Below are 25470 nucleotides of genomic sequence, written 5' to 3'. Positions count from 1 at the left end.
TTTATTTAATACCATTCCGATTTATGTTTACACCAGGCAAGTTTTTTAACTAACAATTAAGCAATAATTAGCATATTTGATAGGTAGCATTGTCACAAAGATGGGGATGAATTAAATAAAATCCAAAGTCACGTCTAAAGGCTGACTTATTTAAAGGAAAAAAGTATGAATTCGGATGATTTCAATGAGCTAATCGGTATCTTTGTAACTGAAACTCAAGAATTCCTGCAATCCCTAGAAGCCAATCTTTTATTGATAGAAAGCAGCAGTGAAGTTGAAGCGCGATCGCAAGCCGTTCAAAACCTATTTCGAGCTGCCCACTCGATAAAAGGTTCGGCTTTGATGTTTGGTTTTGAAACCTTATCAACAGCGGCTCATTGCCTGGAAGATAGCTTTGCAATTCTACGCGATCGCGCTGATTTATCCCAAATCAATCCAACGACGATTACCGCTTTGCTGCAAGGGGTCGATCTCCTGAGAACCATCGCCAACCAAGTCTGTCAGCCGGAAGGCAAGGATAATAGAGCAACAATGCAGGCAACCTCTGTAGCTGAAGTGGAAGCGATCGCCCAAATTCTAGCCCAGCTAGAAAATCAGTATACTAAGCCCGCTGCTTCCAGTAATGGCTCTAGCCTTAACAATCGGGCAAACCTGCAAACTATTAAAAGAATTTTTGAACAAGATTTACTTCCGGTTTTTAACCATTTGGAAACGGAACTTTCTCAAGTTAAATTAGAAACTTTAGAGCAAACAATAGCGACACTTAACCAAGTTTATTACCAACTTTCAGGGGTAGCTGGGATGCTGCAACTGGCAGAATTTGGGCAAATTGTTGAGTATTTGAGAACTTTGATTGACACCCCCCATCTGAGTGTAGAACTCCTCCAAAAACAGGGATGGGAAATTGCCCAAAACTTGCAATCTGCCCGCACTCAGCTATTGCAGGGAGAAGCCATTACTATACAGCCTTTGAATGGGACTGAGCCAAAAGGACTGAGGACTGAGGAACCAATACTCTCCACTCCAGAATCACCAGTTGATGATTCCTCGACACCCTTCAGTAATAGGACTGAGGTGACAGGACTCAGGACTGAGGAACCAATACTCTCCACTCCAGAATTACCAGTTGAGGATTCCTCGACACCAGCCTCAGCCCTCAGTCCTCAGTCCTCACTCAGTCCTCAGTCCTCAGCCCTCAGTCCTCTCTCAGTCCTCAGTCCTCAGTCCTCAGTCCTCTCTCCTCAGTCCTCACTCAGCCCTCAGCCCTCACTCAGCCCTCACTCCTCACCTGTTTCTTCCCCCACAGGTTGGCAACGCCCGACGATTCGCGTAGATCTAGAACGCTTAAGCGAATTAGTGAATTTGGTGGGCGAATTAGTGATTAACCGGACAAATTTGGAACTACAAGAAACTCAACTACGCACTGAAGCGAAGCGCATTCGGAAAAGTATTGTAGCTTTAAATCAATTTGGAACGCAGCTCCGAGAAGAATATGACCGCCTTAGCACTGAAAATAGCAAAAGCGATCGCGTAAAAACCACAACTGCTTCTACTAAATCTTTGCCCTCGACTTTCGACTTATTGGAATTAGATCAATATACAGAATTTCACTCTACCGCTCAATCTGTGATTGAAACGACCGAAGCGATCGCGCTTTCGGGAACCAAAGTTGACGAAATCGCGGTGAAATTTGAACGCAGCACCGATCAACTCCGCCGCATTACCGACCAGTTGCGATCGCGTGTCATGCAACTGCGAGTCGTCCCCTTCAGTCGGGCGGTTGATCACCTCCCTCGCGCTTTGCGGGATCTGTGTCGCCTGCACAACAAAGAAGTCAATCTTCTCCTCCTGGGACGAGACACCACCATTGATGAAAGCCTGCTAGACGCCCTGCGCGACCCCCTAGTGCATCTGGTGCGAAATGCCTTCGATCACGGCATCGAAACTCCCCAAGCCCGCCTCGCCCTGGGGAAACCCCCCAGCGGTCAAATCGAAATTGAAGCCTTTCACCAAGGCGGACAAACCATCATTACCATTACCGATGATGGACGAGGAATTGACCCGGAAGCCATCCGCGCCAAAGTCGTGGCAGGCGGCTTTGTGGCAGCCGAACAAGCTGACGAACTGTCGATTGCCGACCTCTACGAATTCCTCTTCTGGCCTGGTTTCAGCACCACCAGAGAGGTCACGGAACTTTCTGGTCGGGGGGTGGGGCTGGATGTGGTTCGCACCAATCTGCGGCAGGTACGGGGGACGGTCAAAGTAGATTCACGACCGGGCAAAGGTACTAGCTTTATCCTGAAATTACCACTCATGCTATCGATCAGCGACGCCTTAATGGTTAAAGCAGATCGCAATACGGTAGCAATCCCTCTAGACGCCGTAGAGGAAATTCTCCACATTCAAGGGCATCAGATTCAAATGGCTGGGACGCAGACCATGTTGTGGTGGCGAGAAGAATTTATCCGCCTAGTGCGTTTGCAAGAATTACTTCACTATAGTATCCCTCATCCCGACGGCCCCTCTCCCGACCCCATTGCCCAGGACTATATCCCGGTGATGGTTTTAGCTTCCAGTGAAGGTGTTCTCGCTGTAGTCGTGGAACGTCTCATCGGTCAACAAGAAGTCGTGGTAAAAGCCCTACCGCTTCCCCTCTCAAAGCCTCGGGGGATTGTTGGTTGCACGATTATGGGAGATGGTCAGGTCGTAACGATTTTAGATGTGGACGATCTAATCGGGCAATTTTATACTCAAAGCGGCACCACAATTTCAGTTGATAATAAATCAGATTTAGGGACACGACATAGCACGCCACTCCTTGCCCCGACAGGAAGTTCTCAACCCCAAATTTTGGTCGTCGATGACTCTTACACGATTCGGCAGTTACTCTCGCTAACGCTAATTCGCGCCCGTTACCGAGTCGCGCAAGCCAAAGATGGTCAAGACGCTTTATCTAAATTAGAGGAAGGCTTAAACTGCGATTTAATCATTGCCGATATTGAAATGCCCCGGATGGACGGATTTGAACTGTTGCGAAATCTAAAATCCCAGCCTCAATTTGCCTCGATTCCCGTTGCCATGTTGACTTCCCGGAGTGGGTTCAAACACCGTCAGATGGCATTAGAGTTAGGAGCGATTCAATACTTTACTAAACCTTACAACGAAGTTCAGTTATTAGAAGCGATCGCTAAATTAATTAAACATTGAAGAACTTATGAATCGCCGATTTCGGACTAAAGCTCTCGTCTCAACTCGTGTTTCCAAGCGAAAACTGGTTTCGTTTCAGATGGGAAGCGAACAGTACGCGATCGCAATTGACCGAGTTCAGCGCGTTCTCAAAGCCTTTACACCCCACGCTGCCCTAATCAACGGTCGCCGGTTAATGGAATACGAACAGGAAGCGATCGCGCTTATCGATCTATCAGCGCTATTTCTAAAATCCCACGAAACAGACTACCACTATCTAATTGTTTGCACCATCAAGCAAAAAGAAAAATTAGGCATTCCCGTCTCTGAAATGCCTAAAATATTAGAAGTATCAGAAGAAAAATTTGAGAAAATCCCAGCTTTTTATCAACCCGAAGATTTACCCGTCGCTATTGAACAAATTATCCACGCACCTGAGGGTGGTCTCGTATTCTATCTCAATTTAGATCGCCTATAAGTAGGCAGAATTAAGTATTTTTAGATGGATAAGCGATAGCGTAAACTATGCAGACATTAGGTTTTCTCGCGTTTTAAATTACTGTCTAGATAGCAATCCTAATTCATTTATTAAGTCTTGGATCTCTGCGCTTACTTTTCCCTGGCGCTCTATATAGCGCTAACGTGCATGGCTGATGAAAATCAAGTTCCTGGCTAATCGCAAAATTCAGGTTTATCCAACTCAAATTTAATTTTCCCAGTCCGTTAAAACGGGCTTGAGCGATTAGCCAGGAACTTAAGTTCCTGGCGGGATAAAAGCGTAGCGAGACTAACTTACAGCCCAGACATTACTTCTCTCGCTGCTGCCAAAGTGCGGTCAATATCTTCATCTGTGTGCGCCAGAGAAGTAAATCCAGCCTCAAACTGAGAAGGTGCCAGATACACACCCCGCTCTAACATTCCGCGATGGAAGCGGCTAAACTTGTTCGAGTCAGACTTTTTAGCATCTTCGTAGTTATGGACTGGCCCTTGAGTGAAGAACAAGCCAAACATCGCGCTAATGCTACCGCCGCAAGCCGCATGACCTGTTTCCTTAGCAATTTGCAGCAAGCCATCACTGAGCTTCTTTGTCATCTTGTCTAACTGCTCGTAGCTGCCTGGTTTTCGCAGCAATTCCAGCGTTTTGATTCCGGCAGTCATCGCCAGAGGATTCCCCGAAAGCGTCCCGGCTTGATACACTGGCCCGGCTGGAGCAATCATCGACATAATATCGCGGCGTCCACCGTAAGCACCCACCGGCAAGCCACCGCCGATTACTTTACCCAGCGTTGTCAAGTCAGGCGTGATGCCAAATCTCTCCTGTGCCCCACCGTAGGCAATCCGGAATCCGGTCATGACTTCGTCAAATACGAGTAACGCGCCATTTTCTTGCGTAATCATTCGCAAGCCTTCCAGGAAACCCGCGTCCGGCGTAATAAAGCCAGCATTGCCCACCACTGGCTCTAGAATCACCCCAGCAATCTGGTCGGGGTTTGCGTCAAATAAAGCTTTGACGGCTTCCAGGTCATTGTAGGGGGCGGTGAGCGTGTTGCTGGTTGTCGTCTTGGGAACGCCTGGAGAATCCGGCAAGCCGAGGGTAGCGACGCCGGAGCCAGCTTTCACCAGGAACATATCGGCGTGACCGTGATAGCAGCCTTCAAATTTAATTAACTTGTCGCGTCCGGTGAAAGCTCGCATCAGGCGCAGAACTGCCATGCACGCCTCGGTTCCGGAGTTGACAAAGCGCACCATTTCAATGCTGGGTACGGCGTCAATCACCATCTCTGCCAGCACATTTTCTAACACGGAGGGGGCACCAAAGCTGGTGCCTTTTTCCAGGGCTTCGTGCAAGGCACTAATCACTTCTGGATGGGCATGACCGCAAATCGCGGGTCCCCAGGTGCCAACGTAGTCGATATATTGGTTGCCATCGACATCCCAGATATAGGCACCTTTGACGTGGTCAAAGACGATGGGTTGTCCTCCCACCGATTTAAACGCCCGGACTGGTGAACTGACACCTCCTGGCATCAAATGTTGAGCAGCGGCGAATATTTCTTCTGACTTGGTGGTTTTCAAATTTGTAGAAGTAATCAATGTTATCTCCTCGTTTTGATGATAAAATCTCTGCCTCAAGATAGGCGGAAGCTGCGATCGCAGAGATTACGCTGTTCAATTATCCTACTGAGGGTAATGCCAATCATGTCCTACCAAACGAATCAGAATTTACCTGTGAGTGTTTGCTCTTGTTTCTGGAAGGCAGCCTAGGAGTTCCGATCGGGTAGCATTCGACTTGGTAGTTCGATTCAGCGATTCAGTTCGACGGTTCAATGGTAGCTTCGATGGTAGACAGAGGACTTCAAGGCTCACAAGGTTCTCATTTACGCTGTCAGAAGTCAATCAGCCAGCCTGGTTAGCCAGCTTAAATAGCATCTTTGGCAAATGCCTGGAACTGCTTCTTGCAACCTCTTATTCACTTTAGCGAACAACCCGGAAGAATATCTGAGGCATCTAGAACGGGTGCTGAGCAGTTGGTGGTGAGGAGTGATATCTTGTACAAGTGAGTCATTTGTACTGAAAATGCCAGCTGCTGAACCCTCTGCTTTAAGCCAATCCATCCCTGTCGATCGAATCCGCTACAACGAGCAGGGACTGGTGCCAGCGATCGCGCAAGATTATCTGGATGGTACGGTCTTGATGATGGCTTGGATGAATCGGGAGTCGTTACAGAAAACGCTGGAAACGGGACAAGCTTGGTATTGGAGCCGTTCTCGTGGGGAGTTGTGGCATAAAGGTGCGACTTCGGGGCATTTACAAAATGTGCGAAGTCTCCGTTATGACTGCGATAGCGATGCGCTGCTGGTTACTGTGGAACAGGTGGGAGAAATTGCCTGTCACACCGGAGAACGCAGCTGTTTTCATCAAGTAGATGGGGAAAAAGCGCCGCCTCCCGCAGATACCTTGTCGGATTTGTTTGCGACGATTTGCGATCGCCGAGATAATCCTAGCGAAAGTTCTTACACCAGCAAGCTATTTGCCGGTGGAGATAACAAGATTTTGAAAAAAGTTGGCGAAGAATCTGCTGAAGTGGTGATGGCTTGCAAGGATGACGACAAGGACGCGATCGCGGGTGAGGTTGCTGATTTGTTCTATCACACCCTGGTTGCTTTAGCTCACCATCATGTTGATGTTAGAGATGTTTATCGCAAGTTGCAGGAACGCCGTCGATAATTGATTGGCGACCGATCTAGCCTAGCCATTGTTGGCGCAAAAACAACGATTGTTCACAGAACTAGCAACAAGCAAATCTATCTCAAAGCGTTTTGCTTGTTTACTGCAATAGGTACTGTCAAAATAGATTATTTCACGAGCATAAAGAATGTGCGGTAAACAAGGGCGATGTCCTCAAAGGACGACCTTCGGTTCGCTTCGACTTTAGTTGAATTGTAGAAGTGTAGTTTTCTGCAAAAATGAGATATTCCCGCAAAACTACCACAAGTGGCGATTGATGAATAAAAAGTGTAACCGGATTAAACGATTCACAAGTTTCTTAGCCTTCACCTATCTTTTGCTACTTGTACATTCTCCCCAGGTTAAAGCGCAGGATTCCTCAAATAATCTGGAAACTGCACCTGAGTTACTAAAAACACCGCCTAATCAAAAAAAGCCGACTGAAGTCTCAATTGGTATTTATATTACTAACTTCGCTAATATCGATCAAGCAAATGAAAGTTCTGAGATAGTTGGCTACCTATTTGCTACTTGGAAAGATCCACGCTTGGCATTTAAACCAAAAAAGGATGAAGAAAACACAAAATATTATAATATTGAAGATATCTGGCAACCCGGTCTAGAAATTATTAACTCTAAAGAATTTCGCGAACAAACTAACAATGATGTTCGTGTAGAAACAAATGGCACCGTTCATTATCAAGAAACTTTTAAAATAAATTTGTCCTCTGGGTTAGATTTAAAAAGATTCCCATTCGATTCTCAAAAAGTCAATATTCTACTTGAATCTTTTAAATATGATATCAACAAAGTGAAATTAGTTTCACAGAATTCGTTAAGTGGACTCAGTAAAGACAGCTACGTTTCCTTGGCAGAATGGGACATTCAAGGAGTAACCACACGAGTAGAACAGAAAAAGTTTGAGCCTGAAAACACTTACTATTCTCGATTGATATTTGAAATTAATATTAAACGAAACTATGGCTTTTATATCTGGAAAGTAGGTATTCCACTGTTACTACTAACAATCATTTCGTGGATGGTATTTTGGATTGAACCAAAAGAATTTGGCACACAGGTGTCGATAAGCATTACAAGTATGCTTTCTGTAATTGCATTTAGCTTTACAGTGAATGATGCCTTGCCACGGGTGGCATATTTAACGTTTATAGATGGATTCATTTTTTTGTGTTATGTCTTTGTGTTCCTATCTCTCTTTATAGTAATCCTGGTACATTACCTGAGTACAACAGGAAAAGAAAAAAAAGGATTCATGGTTCAAAACAATTCTCGCTGGTTTTTCCCAACTACATTTAGTATCAGTAATCTCCTATTGATAATTTTGATTATGCTGACATAAGGGTTAAAGTTTTATGAAAAATAGCATTCTAAGGCGGCTTTCTATTAGCGAGACAAAATTCGATTCAGGTACTGCAAAATGGCAATGGTGATGGCTACGCTGAATGCGAAACCTAGCCACAAACCATCCGCCACCACTGGCGGTTGATCTAATGCCCAACCACCCACTGTAGGGCCAATGAAATAGCCGATTGCCCAACAAAGAGAATTGATTGAAAAATATACGCCACGTTGAGATTCGGGGGCTAAGACTGTAATCAGAGAAGATGCTGAGGGAGTGTAGGAGACAAGGGCGATCGCAAAAACTCCCATTGCTAAAATTGCCCACAATAACTGACTTGATGCTGCTACTCCTGTAAACCAAATTAAGCTAAATCCTAATCCCCAAAATAGGGCGGAAATGCACAAGGCGTAGGGATGGCTCAAACGTTTAAATATTCTGACAACTGGCAGCTGTAAGAGAATGGCTAAGACAAGGTGCCAGGTAAATAAAGCACTAATGGTTGTGGGGGAAAATCCTTTTCCAGATTCTTCTATACGCAAGAAATTGCTGAAGTACAGGGGCATTGTACTTTGGGTTTGCGAGATATAGGTGGTGAAGATGATGTTCACTAAGCAAAAAATCAACAGACTGCGATCGCGCAGTGCCGTTGCCCAACTGCTAAATGCTTGTTGTTGGCGTTCTCCTGGTTTGTAAGTTTCTGCGATCGCTGCATAGACGACCCCAAAGAACACCACAAATGAAATCGCATCAAGCACAAATAGCTCTCGATAAGCCCCCGTGGTGCCAATTAATACACCTCCCAATACAATTCCGATGCCCATCCCCAAATTGTCTGCCAGTCGCGTTAGGGCATAAGCTTCATTGCGCTGCTCTCCCTCTGTCAAATCTGCTACTACGGCTTCTGTGGCAGGCCAATATAAACCGATGCCCATGCCCATCAGCAAGTTACCAACCACGAAAATGTGAAAATTGTTGCTAATCGCCAAGACTACGGAAGCAACTGCCGAAACCGCTGCTGAGAGTAACAGGGTGCGTCTGCGTCCCCAAAACTGCGAATCTGCAAACGAACCGCCCAAAATACGCCCAACTACGCCAGAAATGGAGGCGCTGCCTAAGCCAATCCCGACTTGCGTGGCGGAGAGTCCCACTTGATTGACAAAAAAAATCGGGGCGTAAAACAAAGTAAACCCAGTGCCAATCCCGGATAAGAATCGACCAGCGGCAAGAATCCAAACTTGGGAATTTAGCTGAGGCAACCAGGACGTGGCTTTGCGGAAAAATGTCATGGGGGAGAGGAATTAGAGGGATTTCTGAAGGCAATTCTGCGGGTGAACGGACTTGTCGCGTATCCACTTCAATACAGAATTGCTTGAATTGAGCAGAATCAGTTTTTCTCAGGTGATAAAGAAAGATAGTGAAAGCGAAAACGCGATCGCGCGATTCCTCTCAAGCTTTCGGTTCAAGCTTTCGGTGCGATCGCTCATAGCTCTAACCTCAGATAGAGACCACCCTAGCTTCTTATCGTTACATTTAGTTACATAAGCTAAACATTGCTTAACAAACGTAGCGATAAACCCGGAGTTCCCACCATGCAAGAGACACAGAAAGTAACCACTCCCGTCATGGACGATCGTAACGCTTGGAGATACGGCTTCACTCCTCAAGCAGAAATTTGGAACGGGCGTCTAGCGATGATTGGCTTTTTAGCCGCTGCGCTGATTGAAATCTTCTCAGGTCAAGGCTTCCTGCACTTCTGGGGTCTGATCTAGAATTAATTCCCTCCCATTCTCGTCATCATGTCACCTCAAGTAATCCGCCTGGGAGTTATCAAAACGCTCCCAGGTTTTTTTTATCTTCAATTGTCGCTAAGGAGTGATGGGAAGCGATCGCTCTCTATCCCCCTAATGAACTCCCATATAGGAAAATAATCCAGTAGCCAAATCCCAAGCAATGAGCAACGTGAAGCCATTTCTCTTCTTGACCGATTTAGACAATACCTTAGTAGGCGATGACGAGGCTCTAGAAGAACTCAAGCGCCACCTGAGCCAGCATCGGCAACAATACGGGACAAAGATTGTTTATGTAACAGGTCGTTCCCCCGTCCTCTACCAAGAACTGAAGACCGAACAGGAGCTATTAGAACCCGATGTCCTCGTTCTCTCTGTTGGGACGGAAATTTACCGAGATGGCAGCGATACACCAGATCCAGCTTGGGTAGAGCAACTTTCTCACAACTGGGATCGCGATTTGATCGTCGCCACAACCGCTCATTTTTCTGACCTGGTTCCCCAACCGCCATCCGAACAACGCCCCTTTAAAGTTAGCTACTTCCTCGCCGAGGAAGCCGCCGTTGAAGTTCTTCCTCAGCTAGAAGATTTGTTGGAAGAACGCAAGCTAGATGTCAAGTTGGTCTATAGCAGTGGCAAAGACTTGGACATCCTACCTCGCGGAGGCAATAAAGGAACTGCAACCACGTTTCTGCGACAGCAATTTCAGATGCCTCCCGAACAAACCGTTGTTTGTGGTGATTCTGGCAACGATGTAGCTTTCTTTCAGTCCGGTGAGGAACGGGGAATTATTGTCGGGAATGCCCAGCCAGAACTACTAAAGTGGCATTACGCCAATCCTTCGATTAATCGCTATTTAGCAAAAGCGGATTGCGCTGGAGGTATTCTAGAAGGTCTGAAGCATTTCGGCTTTTTAGAATGAACTTATCCTACATCCTCAACATCTTTGCATGATCGGCTATCTCAAAGGGACGGTAGCTGGCATCCAGAAAAGTACCGCCAATCGCGTCATCCTGATTCTGGAAGTCAATCAGATTGGGTACGAACTGCATATCCCGCCGCGCCTGGAGGCTGAGCTACCGGCGGCGGGAGAAATGGTGCAAGTTTTTACACACCAACAAGTTCGAGAAGATCAAGTCCTCCTATATGGCTTTGGCTCCGCTGCGGAGCGAGATTTATTTCGCGCCCTCGTCAGCGTCAGCGGGATTGGTGCCAGAGGCGCGATCGCCCTCTTAGACACCTTAGGGCTATCAGATTTAGTTCAAGCAATCGTTACAGGCAACACTCGCACCTTAGCGAAAACTCCTGGCATTGGTAGCAAAACCGCCGAACGTCTGGCGCTGGAACTGAAAACTAAACTGGCAGAATGGCGTCACTCGGCAGGGGTGACTAGCACGACTACTGGCCCTTCCGCCGCGATTTTAGAAGATGTGGAGATGACGCTACTGGCTTTGGGATATAGCAATAGTGAAGTATCGCAGGCGATCGCAGTTGTCAGACAAGATGCCCTGTTAGCGAAAAGCACGAATGCAGAAGATTGGATTCGAGGTGCGATCGCTTGGTTGAGTCATTGACCTTCTCCCAGCACTCTCGTTGGAGTCCCGATTTAACTCAGGTTTCTAAATTCATAATCGACATTCCTACCTGTAAGGAATCGGCACTTCAACTTAAACAGATCAGAGCCAACCTTTAATTTCTACATCAGTGAGCGATCGCTCTAACTTGACATATTCACTTTTGGTCGCTTGTAGAATATGTTTCATCATCACCGGCTCTCCGGCATTGGCTGCTAGAAAAGCGGCATTCAAGGAAATATTGCGGATATTTCCTCCCGCTACATTCAGCTTTGCTAGCTTGCTCATATCTAGCCCTTCAGTCGGGGTCTTTTTGGGGAAGATACGCTGCCAAATTTCCGCCCGTTGGCTGGCATCGGGGAAGGGAAACTGCACAATAAATCGGATGCGGCGTAGGAAAGCTTGGTCTAACGAACCTTTCAAGTTAGTCGTCAAAATCGCCAAACCCTGATAAGCTTCCATGCGCTGTAGCAAATAGCTAACTTCGACATTAGCGTGGCGGTCGTGGCTATCTTTCACCTCAGTGCGTTTCCCAAATAAGGCGTCAGCTTCATCGAATAGCAAAATAGCACCGCCTGCTTCAGCAGTATCAAATATCCGCCGCAAGTTCTTTTCGGTTTCTCCAATATATTTGCTAACGACTGCACTCAAGTCGATGCGATACAGGTCTAACCGCAATTCCTTGGCCAGTACATCTGCTGCCATTGTTTTACCTGTACCGGAAGCCCCTGCAAATAAGGCGCTGATACCTAAACCCCGATTGCTCTTACCAGCAAATCCCCAGACTTCGTAAACTTTAGCGCGTTGCCGAAGATGAGCGGAGATATCACGCAGAATCTGGCGTTGTGCTTCTGGCAGCACCAAGTCGTCCCAAGTAGAAGTTGAATCAATGCGTTGAGCTAAATCATCTAAGCGTGGACGTGCTTGGACGCGACAGAAATCCCATAACTGATTTTGAATTGGAGAATCTACTTCAATTTCTAATTGTTCACTTTTAATTTTTAATTGTTCGCAGGCAGATTGAATGGCGGGAGTGCTGAGGTTAAATTGAGAGACTAGCTCCTCTACGTGTCCGTTTAATTCAGTGGCGACTGAGCCGAGATTAGTTTTCCAGAGAGCAAGTTGTTCGCTGCGGGTAAGTTTGGGAACGTCGAAGGTAATTAGGGGGCGTTGTGGCGAATGCAGCCGTTCTTCTGTAGTAATCATTAGTGGGGTGGTGGTGTCTTGAATGAGCTGCAAAATTGAGGTTGCTCGGACTGAATCACCCGCATTGAAGCGATCGCAATCCAGCAACAGAACACTACCTGTCAAAGCGACTTCGCGTTCCCAGCGTCGGAACAGATGAATCAGGTCGTCCGGATCGGTTGGTAAGCGATGGGCGGATATGAGTTTTAAGGGATGCCCCATGAGGGCGCAGGCAGCGACAGCGATTGCCCATTTGTCGCCTACGTCTAAACCACACAGTTGCGGGATAGAGAAAGTAGAAGAATTTCCCGCTTCAGACAAGATAGCTGCTAGCCTGTCTGCTAACTGCTGGTGGGACGGTTGTAGGGGTGTATTGCAATACGCTTCTACAGGCAAGGGCTGAATTAGACTCATCAGGCGATCGTCCTGATACGGTTCGCCAAAGAGATAGTGCAGCACGCTCTCATCAATCTGCAAAGAACAGAAGGTAATGACTTGACCTGTACCGACTTGCAGTAATTGCCAGTGACGCAGAGGTGCTTGGGGGGTAAAAGCACTCCAATGACTTTGGGGAAACACTTCCAAAGCTAAACCAAAGGTCGGATAAGCCATTTCCCGATTTCCTTGAGCGTTAGCGCAGAGGGCTGAGAAATTAGGAAAAATTGCCATACCGACGCACAACAGCAGAATATTGCGCTCGAAGGGGGACAGGTTAAAGGTAGTGCAGAGTTGCTCTAATGCTGGGGGGGCTGACATAGAGGCAGCGATCGCTTCTATTGATTGGTCGTCCGCAACTGCTTCAACGGCTCGATTCTGCTGGCGATCGATGTACTGCTCTAATCTCCGATGCACTCCCGCTACTGCGGTCATCAGATAGTGGGAATTGCTTTTATACCAGCGGTCGGTGGTTGTGATATTCATTAGTTTTCTGACTTCAAACCGCCATGAGGAAATTACGGATTTATCCTCTAGAACTAAACGCCTTCAAATTTCTCTGGATTGATGAATATATTTAGTGGCAAATTCAAATCGTAAAGTTAAGTATTTAAGCTTAAAAAATCATTAATTAATTTATTTTGTAGCAAATTTGGTTATTCTAAGCCCCTTTTCATGAAAGCCCGCGTAGGCAAGCTTTGTTTGTGTGGTTCCGCTCCTTTTCATAGCAGCCTGCGTAGGCAGGCTTTGTTTGTATAGTCGCGACTTTAGTCGTTTGGCTAAAGTTTCGGGATAAAGGAAAAAGGCTTTTAGAACCAGCTTGGCTATCAAAGCACAACAGCAAATTTACGATTTTTATTTTTTCATACTTCTCAGTAATTCTCCGGGAAAGATGGAAAGAAACTGTAACTATTAGGTCTCTAATGCTCGATGTATCCCTGCCACTGCGGTCATCAGATAGTGAGGGTTGGCTTTGTGCCAGTTAGAAGTGGCTGCTATATCCATTGATTTTTCCACCTTTACCCGAAATCGCCTAATTTACAGATTTTATCTATCTAGAGGAGTATCTATTTTATTAAAATTTATTCCCATCCATCCTTGACGATTTAAGCAAAGATATGATCTAAAGGCTTAAAAATTTCCCACGCTGGCACGAGAGGCTCAATATGACCTACAAAAGAGTGCAAAAATCTTCCTCTTGGACTCCGCAAACCCAGGCGAAAGCCTCTCGCTTTGCCCCACCTCCAATGACCGTGCAGGCAAAACAACCTGTTGACGAGCATCAGTCAGAGTCGCAAATGCCCAGCTACACCCCCTTGCCAGCAGACTACGTTCATCCTCTGATGAGAAGTTTGAATTCGGCTGAGCCAATGCAGGAGCGGGCAGAAGCACTACAATCTGAGTCTGAGTCCACTGTTGAAGACAATATCCAGATGTCAGCCGGGGCGGAGGCTATCCAGCGTCAGGAAGAGTTGGAAGACGAAGGCGAGGAAAAACTGTCGGTTCAGGCGAAGCTTACGATAGGGCAGCCAGGAGATAAATACGAGCAGGAAGCTGACCAGATGGCAGCGCAGATAGTGCAGCAGATAAATGCGCCCTCTCCTCAGTCGTCAGGTCAGAGTAACCCAGTCCAGCGGCAAGAGATGCCTCCTGAGGAAGACGAACTTCAGATGAAGCCAATGGTGCAGCGTCTGCAAGCCAACGGAGGAACGGTTACGCAAGATGTGGAAGCCTCCATTCAAGGGGCGCGGGGTAGCGGACAGCCACTGGCAGATAGCATCCGTGTACCGATGGAAGGGGCGTTTGGGGCTGATTTTAGTAGCGTTAAAGTCCACACCAATTCTCAATCTGACCAGCTCAACCAATCAATTCAGGCGAAAGCTTTTACCACAGGACAAGATATCTTCTTTCGTCAGGGAGCTTACGAACCTGGAAATCGGGAGGGACAAGAGTTAATTGCCCACGAGTTAACTCATGTGGTACAGCAGAGTGGCGGTACGCTATCCGGAGCAGTGCAAGGTAGGTTAATTCAGCGCACGCCGGATGACCTTTGGAACGCGGTGAATAGCGAGCAGGACGTTGACACTATTAGTCAGGAAAAAGCCAAACAAATATTAAAAAATGATTTCTACTCAAACTGGTTTCTTGTGAGAGATTACTTGGTAGAGGGTAAATGGAAAGGCAAGGAGAAAGCAGAGATTTCGAGAAAGCAGCCTTGGTTCAAAAAGCTAATGCTGGAGAGTTTCATCAAACTGCGTCAGACGGAGACTAACAAGCTTCTAACACATATACGAGATAATGAACTCGCAACTGGTGAATTCGAGAACTTAGAACCGGAAGATCGACTGAAGTGGTCGAGTGCAGGTAGCGAGACACTAACTTCAGACATTGATGTCAATCTCAAAGGTGCAGGCTCAATCGCAGCCGTCACGCTGTTCAATCAACTGTTCAAGACAGAACTCAAATGGCCTAACGAACCTGGCACAGTCTTTGATGTCAACGTCTATGCTCAAGACTTCATGGAAAAGAGGCCATTCACGCTTGATAAGAACGAAAACGAGAATACCGCAAAAATTATTCCGCAACAGGAAGTCGAGCTAAAAGGTGATGTCTTTACTAAGTTTGCTGCCGATCAAGATATGTGGTCGATCTTAAAGATGCGAATCCACATGACACAAGGAGAATGGGAACAATATCAAACCTCTATTGTAGGAGATAGCTTAAAGCCATACGACGAAGGCGCTCAGTACCAAGAAGGGATGGACGTAGAAACATACCATAAGCAACAAAAACTCCGCACACGATTTGCAGAAGCTGAAGGTTACTACAACGAGTATCAGTGTTTACTTCAGGAGAAGATTCTCCAAATCAACACCAGCACCGATGAGGTTTATGTCACCCTGCGGAAGAATCTCGAAGCTGGTAAACGGTATCTCTCCGAGCATCAAGCTGCTGATACGAAGAAGATGGCAGCAGCTAACCTAATTTACCAGGAACAACTGGATGAAGTTGCAGCAATTCGTCTGTATTTGCAAGACCTTAAAGATTCTAGCAAAAGCAAAAATACTATAGCTCTTCAGAAAGAAATTGATCAATACTCCGTGCGTCTTAAAACAGCACTCTCACACTCGATTGTTTATGCCAATGAAGCCTATTTTACTCAGGGTGCAGTTCACTTCTCCGTAATTGGTCAGCAGATTGGCAACAGCATTAAAAAAGATAAAGGATTTGATAAGGTCGAACTTCAATTATCTGACGAAGAATATCTCCATTCCTTCCGAGAACAAGTAGGAGACACGCTTAAGGTATTGCACGAGTACAGTGAAGCAGAAATTTGGAAAGCTGCATATAAAGCTGGTAAATATATAGACCGTATGCTCAAATCTGCTGCTCCTTTAGTAGGTTCTTCTACAGTGAATTGGTTTAATCGTTTGTCGGAGGTAGGTAGCATCGCGATCGCGCTCAAGGATGAAGGCGCAAATAGTGAAACGCAACAGAGTAGGCTCAATCCGGTTGCTGGAGTAATGGCAGATAGCGTATCCGGTTTCCGCAATCTGATCCTTCAGTTTGGGGTAGATGTTGAAAAAACCTATCAAAATAACCAGGAAGCGAAAAAAGCAGCCGAGAAGAGTAAAGTCGAGGAACAACCTAATCTTGATGAAATTCAACGACCAAAAGCAGATAGCAATAATTCTGTAGGGGCGGAAATGCAACAAAATATTGAACAAGCAGAAGACAAATTTGCTGGTTTGGTCGAACTAGCTCGTCAGATGTGGGGGATTTAATGGCTAGTCTTTTCACTGCAATTGTCTTGCGCGATGTGCCGAAGTTGTCTGCTCAGATTGACTTATTTAAATATCCGCTTAAAGGAGGTTTTCGGGGGTTTTCTTTGGTTCCGCCTGGAGTTCATTATGTAAGCGTTCAGGCTGAGGCAACACATCCAGGATTTTGGTGCTATCTGCATCCAGATGAGGTAGTTGTTAAAGTTTTTGACTATACTTTACAACAGTTTGTGGATGACAATTCCGAATCTGTCGCTACCTATCAACAATTAGCCATCAACGGTTCTATGGGAACAGCACTCTTTCCTTATCCCCAAGAACAGTGGGAAAAGTGGAGGAAATTGACCCAATATATTAATTCCAGCGATTTTCCGCCGCAACTTCATCAAGAGATAGTTAGCGAACCACCAGTCAATCTGCCAATAGCAGAATTATCTGATTGGATGGAAAAACATCACAAGTCTCGCTTTGAACTAGCTCTATTTGATACCCATAAAGGTGATAAAGAAGCGTTTTTGGGAGAACTTCAGTTTTCTTTTGTGCGCTGGTTGGTTACTTCTGAAAATGATGGGGATGCAGAAGCTTTTAACCGCTGGCAGCACTTACTTTTATCCATCTATAATGCAGGTGAAAGAATAATCTCTCAAAATTCTAATTGTTTTGTGGCTGTAATCGATACTCTGATAGCACAGTTTGAATGCTTGCCCGATAGTATGTTTGAACCAAATAGCTTTGTTAACCACGATGCTAGTTATCTGGTTGAAGATATGCTGGATACGGATATCGAGGAATTGGGGGCGAAAGGTCGAGAATTTGCTGCTTATTTGGAAAAACGGAGGACGAATGGGTAGCATGGCATTCTATCAAGAGATAGCCAGCACCAAGGCGATCGCAAACTCGGCAGATTAATTAGATAGACGAACTTTATGCCTCAATGAGCGAAATTTCCTCAGAACTGCTTTAGGATGCGATCGCGCTAACGAAAACACAAATACAGGAAATGCGATCGCGTTTCTAAAATAAGTCTGCGTAAAATGGTACAACCTCGCCTTACTGCTCCTCTAGTCGTAGCGAGATGGGTTGGGTAAACTCTAAACATAATATAGAAAACTAGAGTTTCCATTTTCTTCTGCCATGAAACCTGTCTGGAATTCCCTGGCTTTTGCGCTTGTGCTATTGTCCGCTTCCCCCACAGCAGTGCTAGCGGAACCGACATCGCCTCCTACGGTGATTGTGACTCCAGTTCCCAAGAAAACTGAAACCCCAACGCCTCAACCAGAGGATACCAACACGCAAAAGGATTCACCTCCGGCGGTAATCGTTACTCCAGTTCCGACAACGCCAAAGACGGAAGAAACCAGCACCCCCGAAGTCAAACCCTCTGCTGAGGAAACAAAACCAGAACCCAGTCCGGAAGCAAGTGAAAAGCCGGAAACAAAACCAGAATCCGATACAGACGAAAAAGCTGAGGAGGAGAAACTAACTCCAGAAGAAATTGCTCAGCAAGAGAAAATAATTGAAGCGGATAAGCTTTATCTGGGGGGACAATTTGCTGCGGCTGAAAAGCTTTACCGGGAGGCAAAAGTTCCTTTTGCTAATGCAACCGAGAAAACTGAGCGAAAAGAAGCCATTACTGACGCGGATAAGTTAGCACCAGCGGGGAGAGTTTATTGGCGCGAGGCTCAAGCGGGTATACAACAAAAACTGGAAAGCAAAATTTTTGTGCCGCTGCAATTTTTAGTAGAGCAGTATCCTGAATTTATTCCCGGTCCGGTAGAGTATGCAAAAGCGCTGCGGGATTACAATCAGGTAGAAAAATCTTTACAAGTTTTGGAACGGGCAAGCACTCTTTATCCCGCCGAACCGATGTTGCTCAAAGCAAAAATTGCAGCATACGGTCAAAATAAAAAATGGTTGGAAGCTTCGCTGTCAGCACGTCAATTTGCGTTGCTTAACCCGAATCATCCAGAAGCGGCGGAGTTTGCAACGCTAGCGGAAGAGAATCTAAAACGTTATCAATCGCATTTACGCGCCGAATTGAGAGGAAATGCGATCGCTAATGTAATTACGGGTGCTTTAAGCTATGCCTTCACTGGCAGTTTGTTTGGCCCTCTGACTGCCGTTGAAAGCGCCGCACTGATGCTGCGGGGAGAATCTGCGATTGGTCGATCGGTGGCAAAACAAGCCAAACGCGAACTGCCACTGGTTGAAGATGAAGAGGTGTTGAATTACGTTCGGGAGATAGGAAATAAATTAGCAACGGTAGCGGGACGCCAGGATTTTGAGTATGAATTTTTTGTGGTTCTAGATGACGATCTCAATGCTTTTGCGCTACCAGGAGGCAAGGTTTTTGTCAATGCGGGTGCGATCGCTCGCACTCATTCTGAGGCAGAATTAGCCGGTTTATTAGCTCATGAATTATCTCATGCCGTCCTCTCTCATGGGTTTCAATTAGTCACGCAAGGAAATCTGACGGCTAGCGTGACCGGATTTATTCCTTATGCTGGAAATACCGTCACCAATCTGATTGTTTTTGACTACAGCCGCGACATGGAACGTCAGGCGGATATTCTCGGAACTCGTATTCTCAGTGCTACCGGCTATGCGGCGGATGGGATGCGGAATCTGATGGTGACGCTAAGCAAGCAAGATCGCGATCGCCCGATCTTCAGTTGGCTTTCCACGCACCCGATCACCGATGAGCGGACTCGCTATTTAGAAAGTTTAATTCAGACTAACGGCTACAACCGCTATGCCTATGAAGGAGTAGCGCGACACAACGAAATTAAGGCAAAAGTGAAGAAAATTCTCGACGAGGCAAAGAAGAAGGAAAAAGAACGCAAACGAAAGCGCGATCGCAATTAGCAATTCAGCGGGTAGACACGATCAACCTAAACATCTTATGTAGGTTGGATTCAGGAACGAAACCCAACATTGACAACGCTTTGATGGGTTACTGTCCCTAGAAAGCTAAAGCCTTACGGCATGAACGCGCCTCCGCATCTGCTCGATCTATCCGACAAATACGAGATCCATCTACTTAGCCATTAAGCCATGCAAAGAGTATTAGAACCCGAAGTCATGGACAGTTTGGAAGAAGCTGTTGAATATGACGCAATGGACTTTACCGAAATAAACGGGGCATTTGCTCAACGCGCAATTGAGATAGGAGCAACAAATGCAACTGTTCTAGATGCCGGAACCGGAACCGCTCGAATTCCTATCTTAATTGCACAGCAACGCCCTAAATGGCAAATTTTCGGCATTGATATGGCAGAATCAATGCTGCAACTTGGCAGGGAAAATGTAGAAAAAGCCGGGTTGCAAAAACAAATCATTCTAGAATTTGTTGATGCCAAGAAGTTACCTTATCAAGACGGACAATTTGATATGGTAATTTCCAATAGCTTGTTTCACCACCTACCCAATCCACTCCCATTCTTGCAAGAAGTGAAACGAGTGGTAAAGCCGCAGGGTGCTATTCTCATCCGAGATTTAATTCGTCCTCCAAGCGAGGAAATAATGAATAATTTGGTGGAAAGTATCGGTACAAATTACAACAAACATCAAAAGATGTTATTTCACGACTCTCTCCACGCTGCGTTTACTTTGGATGAAGTGCAAGACTTCCTGCAACAAGCTGGTTTGGAGGGTGTTACAGTTTATCGATCGAGCGATCGCCATTGGACAGCCGAACGAGCCTGGGTTGATCCCTCTTAAATTCGCTTGAATCGCCGTTATCTTTCCTGAGCCTCATTCCCAACCCTCTTTACGCTGAGGAGTGTTGCAGACGGCGTGAGGTTCTTCAGCAACAAGAATTAGAGAGGTCAAAGCAATCGTGAAAGTAGGATTTTTAGGAACTGGGTTGATGGGACAGCCGATGGCTAAAAGGCTGTTAGACGCTAAAATTCCAGTAGTTGCATACAATCGTACTCAGTCAAAGTTAGCACCTTTGCAGGACGCTGGCGCTAAAATTGCCGACTCTCCACAAGAGGCAATTCGCGAGTCTGAGTGCGTAATTTTGATGCTGACAAATGCGACAGCAATTGATGAAGTTCTGTTGTCGGAGGCTTCCCGACCAGAGTTAAAAGGGCGTACAGTCATTCAAATGGGAACGATCTCACCCACAGAAAGTAAAGCGATCGCTTCCCAAATTGTTGCAGCGGGTGCAGAGTATATTGAAGCACCCGTGTTGGGCAGTATTTCGGAAGCAGAAGCCGGTAAATTAATTGTCATGGTAGGTGCTTCCGATGAGCAATTTCAACAGTGGTCGGATTTTCTAAAACATTTTAGCCCTGAACCCCTACATATTGGTTCAGTCGGTGCTGCCGCTGCTGTCAAATTAGCATTAAATCAATTAATCGCTTCCCTTACCAGTGCTTTTGCCCTTAGTTTAGGTTTTGTTCAACGTCAAGGTGCCGACGTTGAGCTGTTTATGCAAATCTTACGGCAAAGCGCCCTTTTTGCTCCCACTTTTGATAAGAAATTGCAGCGGATGTTAGATAGGAATTATGAAAATCCCAATTTCCCAACTAAACATCTGCTCAAAGATACTAACTTATTTCTCAATGAAGCTAAGTTAAATGGCTTGAATGTCAACAGTCTGGAAGGTATTCGCCAAATTTTAGAAATGGCACAGGAAATGGGTTTGGCGGATGAGGATTATTCAGCGCTATTTTCTGCGATTAATCCTGAAGATTAATGAGTGTTTTAACGCAAAGGTGCGCTAAGGTAAGCTCAAAGGTTCGCGAAGATTCTTAGCGTACTTCTACGTTCATAATTTTTTAGTAAAAACGGAATAAACTAGGCAAGCAATAATATTTTCTGAATAAAAAATTAACCAAGCCTTAATCAAAGCTTTGCCGAAGGTTGATGAACGCCAATTAAGCTGTTCAACGCATAAACGCGGAGAACACCATGTCTTTATCACGGCGGCAATTCTTCACCCTGGCAGGCGCGAGTGCTGCGGGTGCTGTATTAATGTCCCCTCTAGAAGCGCTCTATACCAAAGCAGCCAGGGGTCAATTAGTAAATGGGGGAGGTTATGGCCCACTGATTCCAGATCCCAATGGTTTATTGGATTTACCACGCGGATTTCAATATCGCGCTATCTCTCGGACTGGAGACATGATGAACGATGGCAATCCAGTACCGGGTGGTCACGATGGGATGGGTGCTTTTCCCGGTCCTAATAACACAACTATCTTAATTCGCAATCACGAATTAAGCCCGAATTCTACCACGCAAGTTGTCGGACTCAAATACGATAATCTCTGTAAAGGTGGGACAACAACTCTAATTGTAGGGGCGAATCGCCAAATACAAAGTCATTTTGCCTCCCTAGCAGGAACATACCGTAACTGTGCAGGTGGCACGACTCCTTGGGGTTCGTGGATTAGCTCTGAAGAAAATACCTCAACTCCCGCTACAAACGATCCAGTTAATATTACGGGAAATGTCAACCAACGTCACGGTTATAACTTTGAAGTTCCGGCGAATGCAAAAACAACTGTGACTCCCGTGCCTTTGAAAGCAATGGGGCGTTTTAACCACGAAGCGGTTGCAATCGATCCAAAAACTGGAATTGTTTATGAAACTGAAGATAGAGGCAATGGTCTCTTCTATCGCTTCATTCCAAATCAACCGGGCAAACTTGTAGAAGGCGGTGTTTTGGAAGCTCTGAAAATTAAAGGAATGCCCCAAGCAATTACTAAAACTAACTTCCCGGTGCGTCAACCAATGCAAGTTGAATGGGTTCGCATCGACAATCCCGACCCGGATACAGATACTGTCCGCGTCGAAGGCTTTAGTAAGGGTGCAGCCCAATTTACACGCGGGGAAGGCATCTGGTACGGCAACGGTGAATTTTACTTTTGTTGCACAGATGGTGGCGCTGCCGGACTCGGTCAAGTTTGGCGCTACGTTCCTGGGAAAACAGCACAAGAAGGCGGCACTCTTGAACTTTTTGTTGAACCAAATGATGTAAATGTATTAGATAGTCCTGATAACATTGTTGTGGCTCCTTTTGGCGATTTGATCATCTGTGAAGATGGTGACGACGAGCAATTTGTAGTCGGCGTCACTCAAAAGGGCGAACTCTACCAATTTGCTCGGAATGCTATCAATGATAATGAGTTCGCTGGTGCTTGTTTTTCGCCCGATGGTCAGACCATGTTCGTGAATATCCAAACTCCTGGCATTACTTTTGCTATTTGGGGACCTTGGGCGAAAGGATAATAAGGGGTAATAGGTAATAGGTAATGGGTAATGGATAATGGGTGATTCTTGCAAAGATAGGAAATTTCGTATCTCTACAGTTACTCTTTCTGATTACCCATTATCTGCAAGGTAAACATTCGTGGTATAGGTTAAATACACATAGCCGCGCTCATTACAAGCGCTTGCATACAGTTCTTGCAAATCTGCCACCAGTTGCTCGTATGCCGATCCTTCTTTAGGGATGTACGATACACTATTTACCCTGCCAATTAGCCCCTCTAAATCTAACTGTTGCCAGTACTCAAAGGTATGGCAGTGGACATCAGGAAAATGCGGACTGGTTAGCAGTGGAGTAGCTGAAACCATCCGCTTTTCTGCTAGATGATTGTTTGATGCAATCTCAACTAAGCGGCTGTAATTTGCTGTGAATTGATCGTTTTGAGCGCGATCGTTCCATACTACCGCTAGTCGTCCCCTTGGCCTGAGAATGCGGCGGAATTCTAGCAATGTTGGTTCTGGATTAAACCAATGGAAAGATTGGAAGCAAGTCACTAAATCAACAGATGCGTTGGGTAAATTCGTGACTTCTGCTGTCCCATCGCGAAACTCTACCAAGGAATGCGGTGATGCAGCTTCTCTCATTGCGGCGTTTGGCTCGATAGCGATCGCATTCACTCCCCGTTGAGCTAACAAACGCGAGGAAATTCCCGTCCCTGCACCAATATCTGCGGCGACCAGTTGTGAAGGATTTCCTAATCCCTTCAGGATAATATCAATAGCGGCGTCTGGATAGTTCGGTCGATACTTGGCGTAATCCTCTGCTCGGTTGGAAAATCGGCTCAGTGGATTCATTGCGTGCAACGGCGTGTCTTTTGAGTTATTTTCTTTCACCAGCGTCACTCACTAATAAATTTTGACGATTTTCGGTATAAGGCCAGAAAAAAAGAATAAAAGTTTCTTTCTTTACTCTAGTTTATTTTTTTCACGTAAAAGGTCTGATTAACAATAAAATTAGCATTTTTTTAGGAGTTATAATTATAAAATAATGGCTCCTTTACCTACACCTTTGTTGATTTTTCCCTAAATGTTTATTAGTAGAATGTAAACAAAGTTCTTTCTTCAAGATAAAGAGAAACTTTTTATCTTGAAATCTAGACTTTACTCAAGTTCTTATAATATTATAAATTTTGATAAGGAAGAACTATCCTTAAATATTTATTTAGGATATATTTCGATTATTCAAATAATAGCGCTAAGCCTAAGAATTTGTAGTAACCGCAATACGATTTCCTAAATTTCAGTTAAGAGCGATCGCGATAAACTCACGCGATCGCTCTTAACTGGTTTGGGAAATATCAGCGATCGCAAATGCAATAGCCATTGAAATAAGCCCCAGGATGGAAGCCTGGGGCTTATATTTGCTTTAGACGATTAAAGCTCTCAGCGGCGTTTTTTTCCGGTTCGTCGCCGCAGCTTCTGTGCCAGCGACGAAGCTTCCCGTTCGGCTTTGTAGAGATCGATGGATCGAGCCGTTAGCACTAACGATCCATCAAGCTTTTGCCCGACGTAGGGGAGACTGGTTGCTTTATACTCGCAAATGTCAGCTTTACCCCGAAGGGATTTCAAGTCTGTATTAACTTGAGCTGAGATTGCCTTGAGTTCCTGTATTGCTGCCTCTAGCTCCGCTGAAAGCCGATTGACTTGGGTTGCTTGCGCCTCTAGGTGTTTTAACTTTTCATTCAGATGTTCCTGTAGCAGTTCCTGATAGGTTTTCACCCGTAGTGACGGAATTAACCTTCTGGAATCGCCTGTCTTTCGAGGTCGTCTTTCAGTATTGGCGATCGCTGGCGATGGAACGCGCTTGTGTTTGGCATCACCTTTTACAGGTTGGCGGTCTTCGCCACGTTTCATCTGGACTACTTTGAGGCTGGCTTGCAGTTTTGTCATGTCGATGGCTGGATGGCTACCTAACGACTTGGATGCGGACGCAATCAGTACAATTGTACTATAACGGGAGGCGATCGCTACTTACTCTGGTTTTTTTTTCAGTGGTAGAGCAATATAAGTGGGAGCGCAGTCTACCAAAACCTAAGGAGTGCATACAATGGTGCGAACCGCCTCAACCATGTTGGCGCTGGGCACTACAGCCCCAGATTTCCAGTTGCCGGATGTGGTATCTGGTCAAACCATTTCCCTTGCCACCTTTGCCGATAAGCAGGCATTGCTGGTCATGTTCATCTGCAAGCATTGCCCTTTTGTGAAACACATCCAGGGAGAACTGGTGCAGCTTGGCAAGGATTACGTCGGAGAAGAGATTGGAATTGTGGCAATTAGCGCCAACGATGCCAGCAACTATCCAGATGATGCCCCCAACTCACTCAAAGCAATGGCGAATGAGCTGGGATTCACCTTTCCGTTGTGCTACGACGAAACTCAAGAAACTGCTAAAGCTTATACCGCTGCTTGTACCCCAGACTTTTTCCTCTTTGATGCCAACCAAAGTTTGGTTTATCGCGGTCAATTAGATGACAGTCGCCCCGGTAACGATCGACCCGTCAACGGCAAAGATTTACGAGCCGCAATAGATGCAGTGTTAGCCGGTCAATCAATCCCCTCAGACCAGAAGCCTAGCATCGGCTGCAACATCAAGTGGAAGCCGGGGAATGAACCGACATATTTTCCTCATTAATCGCAGCAACAGGGACTTGTGG

General features: G+C 45.8%; 19 protein-coding genes. 14 read left to right on the top strand and 5 right to left on the bottom strand.

From position 1 onward, the window contains the following. The first annotated feature begins 165 nt into the window (after positions 1-165). Together NDA03_RS02415 and NDA03_RS02410 are read left to right on the top strand one after the other, a co-directional pair. The gene (locus NDA03_RS02415; RefSeq protein ID WP_348237183.1) at positions 166-3207 is read left to right on the top strand and encodes a hybrid sensor histidine kinase/response regulator; all 3042 of its coding nucleotides are present in this window, start codon (positions 166-168) and stop codon (positions 3205-3207) included. Between the two features lie 7 nt (positions 3208-3214). Further along, positions 3215-3664, top strand: a complete 450-nt coding sequence (locus tag NDA03_RS02410) for a chemotaxis protein CheW (RefSeq protein WP_190415843.1) — start codon at positions 3215-3217, stop codon at positions 3662-3664. Positions 3665-3978: 314 nt separating this feature from the next. Here the strand turns inward: NDA03_RS02410 and hemL are convergent, their stop codons facing one another. Continuing rightward, positions 3979-5277, bottom strand: coding sequence for a glutamate-1-semialdehyde 2,1-aminomutase (gene hemL / locus NDA03_RS02405; RefSeq protein WP_190415898.1), 1299 nt, complete (start codon positions 5275-5277; stop codon positions 3979-3981). 486 nt (positions 5278-5763) lie between these two features. On the opposite strand from hemL, the gene hisIE reads away from it, so the two are divergent. Then, positions 5764-6414 (top strand): bifunctional phosphoribosyl-AMP cyclohydrolase/phosphoribosyl-ATP diphosphatase HisIE, encoded by a 651-nt coding sequence (gene hisIE, locus NDA03_RS02400; RefSeq protein ID WP_190415845.1) that lies wholly within the window; start codon positions 5764-5766, stop codon positions 6412-6414. Positions 6415-6691: 277 nt separating this feature from the next. Further along, positions 6692-7774: a hypothetical protein gene (locus tag NDA03_RS02395; RefSeq protein ID WP_190434494.1), complete on the top strand. Its 1083-nt coding sequence runs from the start codon at positions 6692-6694 to the stop codon at positions 7772-7774. A gap of 44 nt (positions 7775-7818) precedes the next feature. Here the strand turns inward: NDA03_RS02395 and NDA03_RS02390 are convergent, their stop codons facing one another. Continuing rightward, complete coding sequence (locus NDA03_RS02390; RefSeq protein WP_190688355.1) at positions 7819-9063, bottom strand: MFS transporter; 1245 nt, start codon at positions 9061-9063, stop codon at positions 7819-7821. Between the two features lie 303 nt (positions 9064-9366). On the opposite strand from NDA03_RS02390, the gene NDA03_RS02385 reads away from it, so the two are divergent. The 3 genes from NDA03_RS02385 to ruvA all read left to right on the top strand — a co-directional run bounded on the left by NDA03_RS02385 (position 9367) and on the right by ruvA (position 11138). Beyond that, complete coding sequence (locus NDA03_RS02385; protein ID WP_190415851.1) at positions 9367-9546, top strand: chlorophyll a/b-binding protein; 180 nt, start codon at positions 9367-9369, stop codon at positions 9544-9546. Positions 9547-9736: 190 nt separating this feature from the next. Further along, positions 9737-10486, top strand: a complete 750-nt coding sequence (locus tag NDA03_RS02380) for a sucrose-phosphate phosphatase (RefSeq protein WP_190415900.1) — start codon at positions 9737-9739, stop codon at positions 10484-10486. A 28-nt stretch (positions 10487-10514) separates the two neighbouring features. After that, positions 10515-11138: a Holliday junction branch migration protein RuvA gene (gene ruvA / locus NDA03_RS02375; protein WP_190688357.1), complete on the top strand. Its 624-nt coding sequence runs from the start codon at positions 10515-10517 to the stop codon at positions 11136-11138. Between the two features lie 102 nt (positions 11139-11240). Here the strand turns inward: ruvA and NDA03_RS02370 are convergent, their stop codons facing one another. Next, complete coding sequence (locus NDA03_RS02370; RefSeq protein ID WP_348237182.1) at positions 11241-13244, bottom strand: AAA family ATPase; 2004 nt, start codon at positions 13242-13244, stop codon at positions 11241-11243. 680 nt (positions 13245-13924) lie between these two features. On the opposite strand from NDA03_RS02370, the gene NDA03_RS02365 reads away from it, so the two are divergent. From NDA03_RS02365 to NDA03_RS02340, 6 genes are all read left to right on the top strand, one after another. Then, positions 13925-16543, top strand: a complete 2619-nt coding sequence (locus tag NDA03_RS02365) for a DUF4157 domain-containing protein (RefSeq protein ID WP_348237181.1) — start codon at positions 13925-13927, stop codon at positions 16541-16543. Beyond that, positions 16543-17391 (top strand): AAR2 pre-mRNA splicing protein, encoded by an 849-nt coding sequence (locus NDA03_RS02360; RefSeq protein ID WP_190535839.1) that lies wholly within the window; start codon positions 16543-16545, stop codon positions 17389-17391. The genes NDA03_RS02365 and NDA03_RS02360 overlap by 1 nt, the downstream gene beginning before the upstream one ends. Positions 17392-17674: 283 nt before the next feature. Further along, positions 17675-19405 (top strand): M48 family metalloprotease, encoded by a 1731-nt coding sequence (locus NDA03_RS02355; RefSeq protein WP_348237180.1) that lies wholly within the window; start codon positions 17675-17677, stop codon positions 19403-19405. Positions 19406-19594: 189 nt separating this feature from the next. Next, on the top strand, positions 19595-20260 hold the full coding sequence (locus NDA03_RS02350; RefSeq protein ID WP_348237179.1) for a class I SAM-dependent methyltransferase: 666 nt from the start codon (positions 19595-19597) through the stop codon (positions 20258-20260). Between the two features lie 118 nt (positions 20261-20378). Then, positions 20379-21242, top strand: a complete 864-nt coding sequence (locus NDA03_RS02345) for an NAD(P)-dependent oxidoreductase (RefSeq protein WP_348237178.1) — start codon at positions 20379-20381, stop codon at positions 21240-21242. Positions 21243-21457: 215 nt separating this feature from the next. After that, on the top strand, positions 21458-22777 hold the full coding sequence (locus tag NDA03_RS02340; RefSeq protein ID WP_190415864.1) for an alkaline phosphatase PhoX: 1320 nt from the start codon (positions 21458-21460) through the stop codon (positions 22775-22777). A gap of 93 nt (positions 22778-22870) precedes the next feature. Here the strand turns inward: NDA03_RS02340 and NDA03_RS02335 are convergent, their stop codons facing one another. Together NDA03_RS02335 and NDA03_RS02330 are read right to left on the bottom strand one after the other, a co-directional pair. Further along, positions 22871-23611, bottom strand: a complete 741-nt coding sequence (locus NDA03_RS02335; RefSeq protein WP_348237260.1) for a class I SAM-dependent methyltransferase — start codon at positions 23609-23611, stop codon at positions 22871-22873. A 588-nt stretch (positions 23612-24199) separates the two neighbouring features. Beyond that, entirely contained in the window at positions 24200-24706 is a 507-nt protein-coding gene (locus NDA03_RS02330) for a hypothetical protein (RefSeq protein WP_190415866.1), read from the bottom strand. Positions 24707-24863: 157 nt separating this feature from the next. Between NDA03_RS02330 and NDA03_RS02325 the strand changes: the two genes are divergently transcribed. Further along, on the top strand, positions 24864-25448 hold the full coding sequence (locus tag NDA03_RS02325) for a thioredoxin family protein (protein ID WP_190429335.1): 585 nt from the start codon (positions 24864-24866) through the stop codon (positions 25446-25448). Positions 25449-25470 lie beyond the last annotated feature (22 nt).

The organism is Trichocoleus sp. Lan (genome assembly GCF_039961855.1).
Lineage (GTDB): Bacteria > Cyanobacteriota > Cyanobacteriia > Cyanobacteriales > FACHB-T130 > FACHB-T130.
The sequence above is the reverse complement of the archived record's forward strand: the minus strand, read 5'-3'. Positions and strand labels throughout refer to the sequence as shown.

What these genes read in the sequence shown, in the direction of transcription:
- NDA03_RS02410 (WP_190415843.1), top strand. Translation starts at nt 3,215, where the DNA reads ATGAATCGCCGATTTCGGACTAAAGCTCTCGTCTCAACTCGTGTTTCC.
- NDA03_RS02370 (WP_348237182.1), bottom strand. Translation starts at nt 13,244, where the DNA reads ATGAATATCACAACCACCGACCGCTGGTATAAAAGCAATTCCCACTAT.
- ruvA (WP_190688357.1), top strand. Translation starts at nt 10,515, where the DNA reads ATGATCGGCTATCTCAAAGGGACGGTAGCTGGCATCCAGAAAAGTACC.
- NDA03_RS02415 (WP_348237183.1), top strand. Translation starts at nt 166, where the DNA reads ATGAATTCGGATGATTTCAATGAGCTAATCGGTATCTTTGTAACTGAA.
- NDA03_RS02365 (WP_348237181.1), top strand. Translation starts at nt 13,925, where the DNA reads ATGACCTACAAAAGAGTGCAAAAATCTTCCTCTTGGACTCCGCAAACC.
- NDA03_RS02335 (WP_348237260.1), bottom strand. Translation starts at nt 23,611, where the DNA reads ATGAATCCACTGAGCCGATTTTCCAACCGAGCAGAGGATTACGCCAAG.
- NDA03_RS02340 (WP_190415864.1), top strand. Translation starts at nt 21,458, where the DNA reads ATGTCTTTATCACGGCGGCAATTCTTCACCCTGGCAGGCGCGAGTGCT.
- NDA03_RS02330 (WP_190415866.1), bottom strand. Translation starts at nt 24,706, where the DNA reads ATGACAAAACTGCAAGCCAGCCTCAAAGTAGTCCAGATGAAACGTGGC.
- hisIE (WP_190415845.1), top strand. Translation starts at nt 5,764, where the DNA reads ATGCCAGCTGCTGAACCCTCTGCTTTAAGCCAATCCATCCCTGTCGAT.
- NDA03_RS02360 (WP_190535839.1), top strand. Translation starts at nt 16,543, where the DNA reads ATGGCTAGTCTTTTCACTGCAATTGTCTTGCGCGATGTGCCGAAGTTG.
- NDA03_RS02325 (WP_190429335.1), top strand. Translation starts at nt 24,864, where the DNA reads ATGGTGCGAACCGCCTCAACCATGTTGGCGCTGGGCACTACAGCCCCA.
- NDA03_RS02395 (WP_190434494.1), top strand. Translation starts at nt 6,692, where the DNA reads ATGAATAAAAAGTGTAACCGGATTAAACGATTCACAAGTTTCTTAGCC.
- NDA03_RS02355 (WP_348237180.1), top strand. Translation starts at nt 17,675, where the DNA reads ATGAAACCTGTCTGGAATTCCCTGGCTTTTGCGCTTGTGCTATTGTCC.
- NDA03_RS02385 (WP_190415851.1), top strand. Translation starts at nt 9,367, where the DNA reads ATGCAAGAGACACAGAAAGTAACCACTCCCGTCATGGACGATCGTAAC.
- NDA03_RS02390 (WP_190688355.1), bottom strand. Translation starts at nt 9,063, where the DNA reads ATGACATTTTTCCGCAAAGCCACGTCCTGGTTGCCTCAGCTAAATTCC.
- NDA03_RS02350 (WP_348237179.1), top strand. Translation starts at nt 19,595, where the DNA reads ATGCAAAGAGTATTAGAACCCGAAGTCATGGACAGTTTGGAAGAAGCT.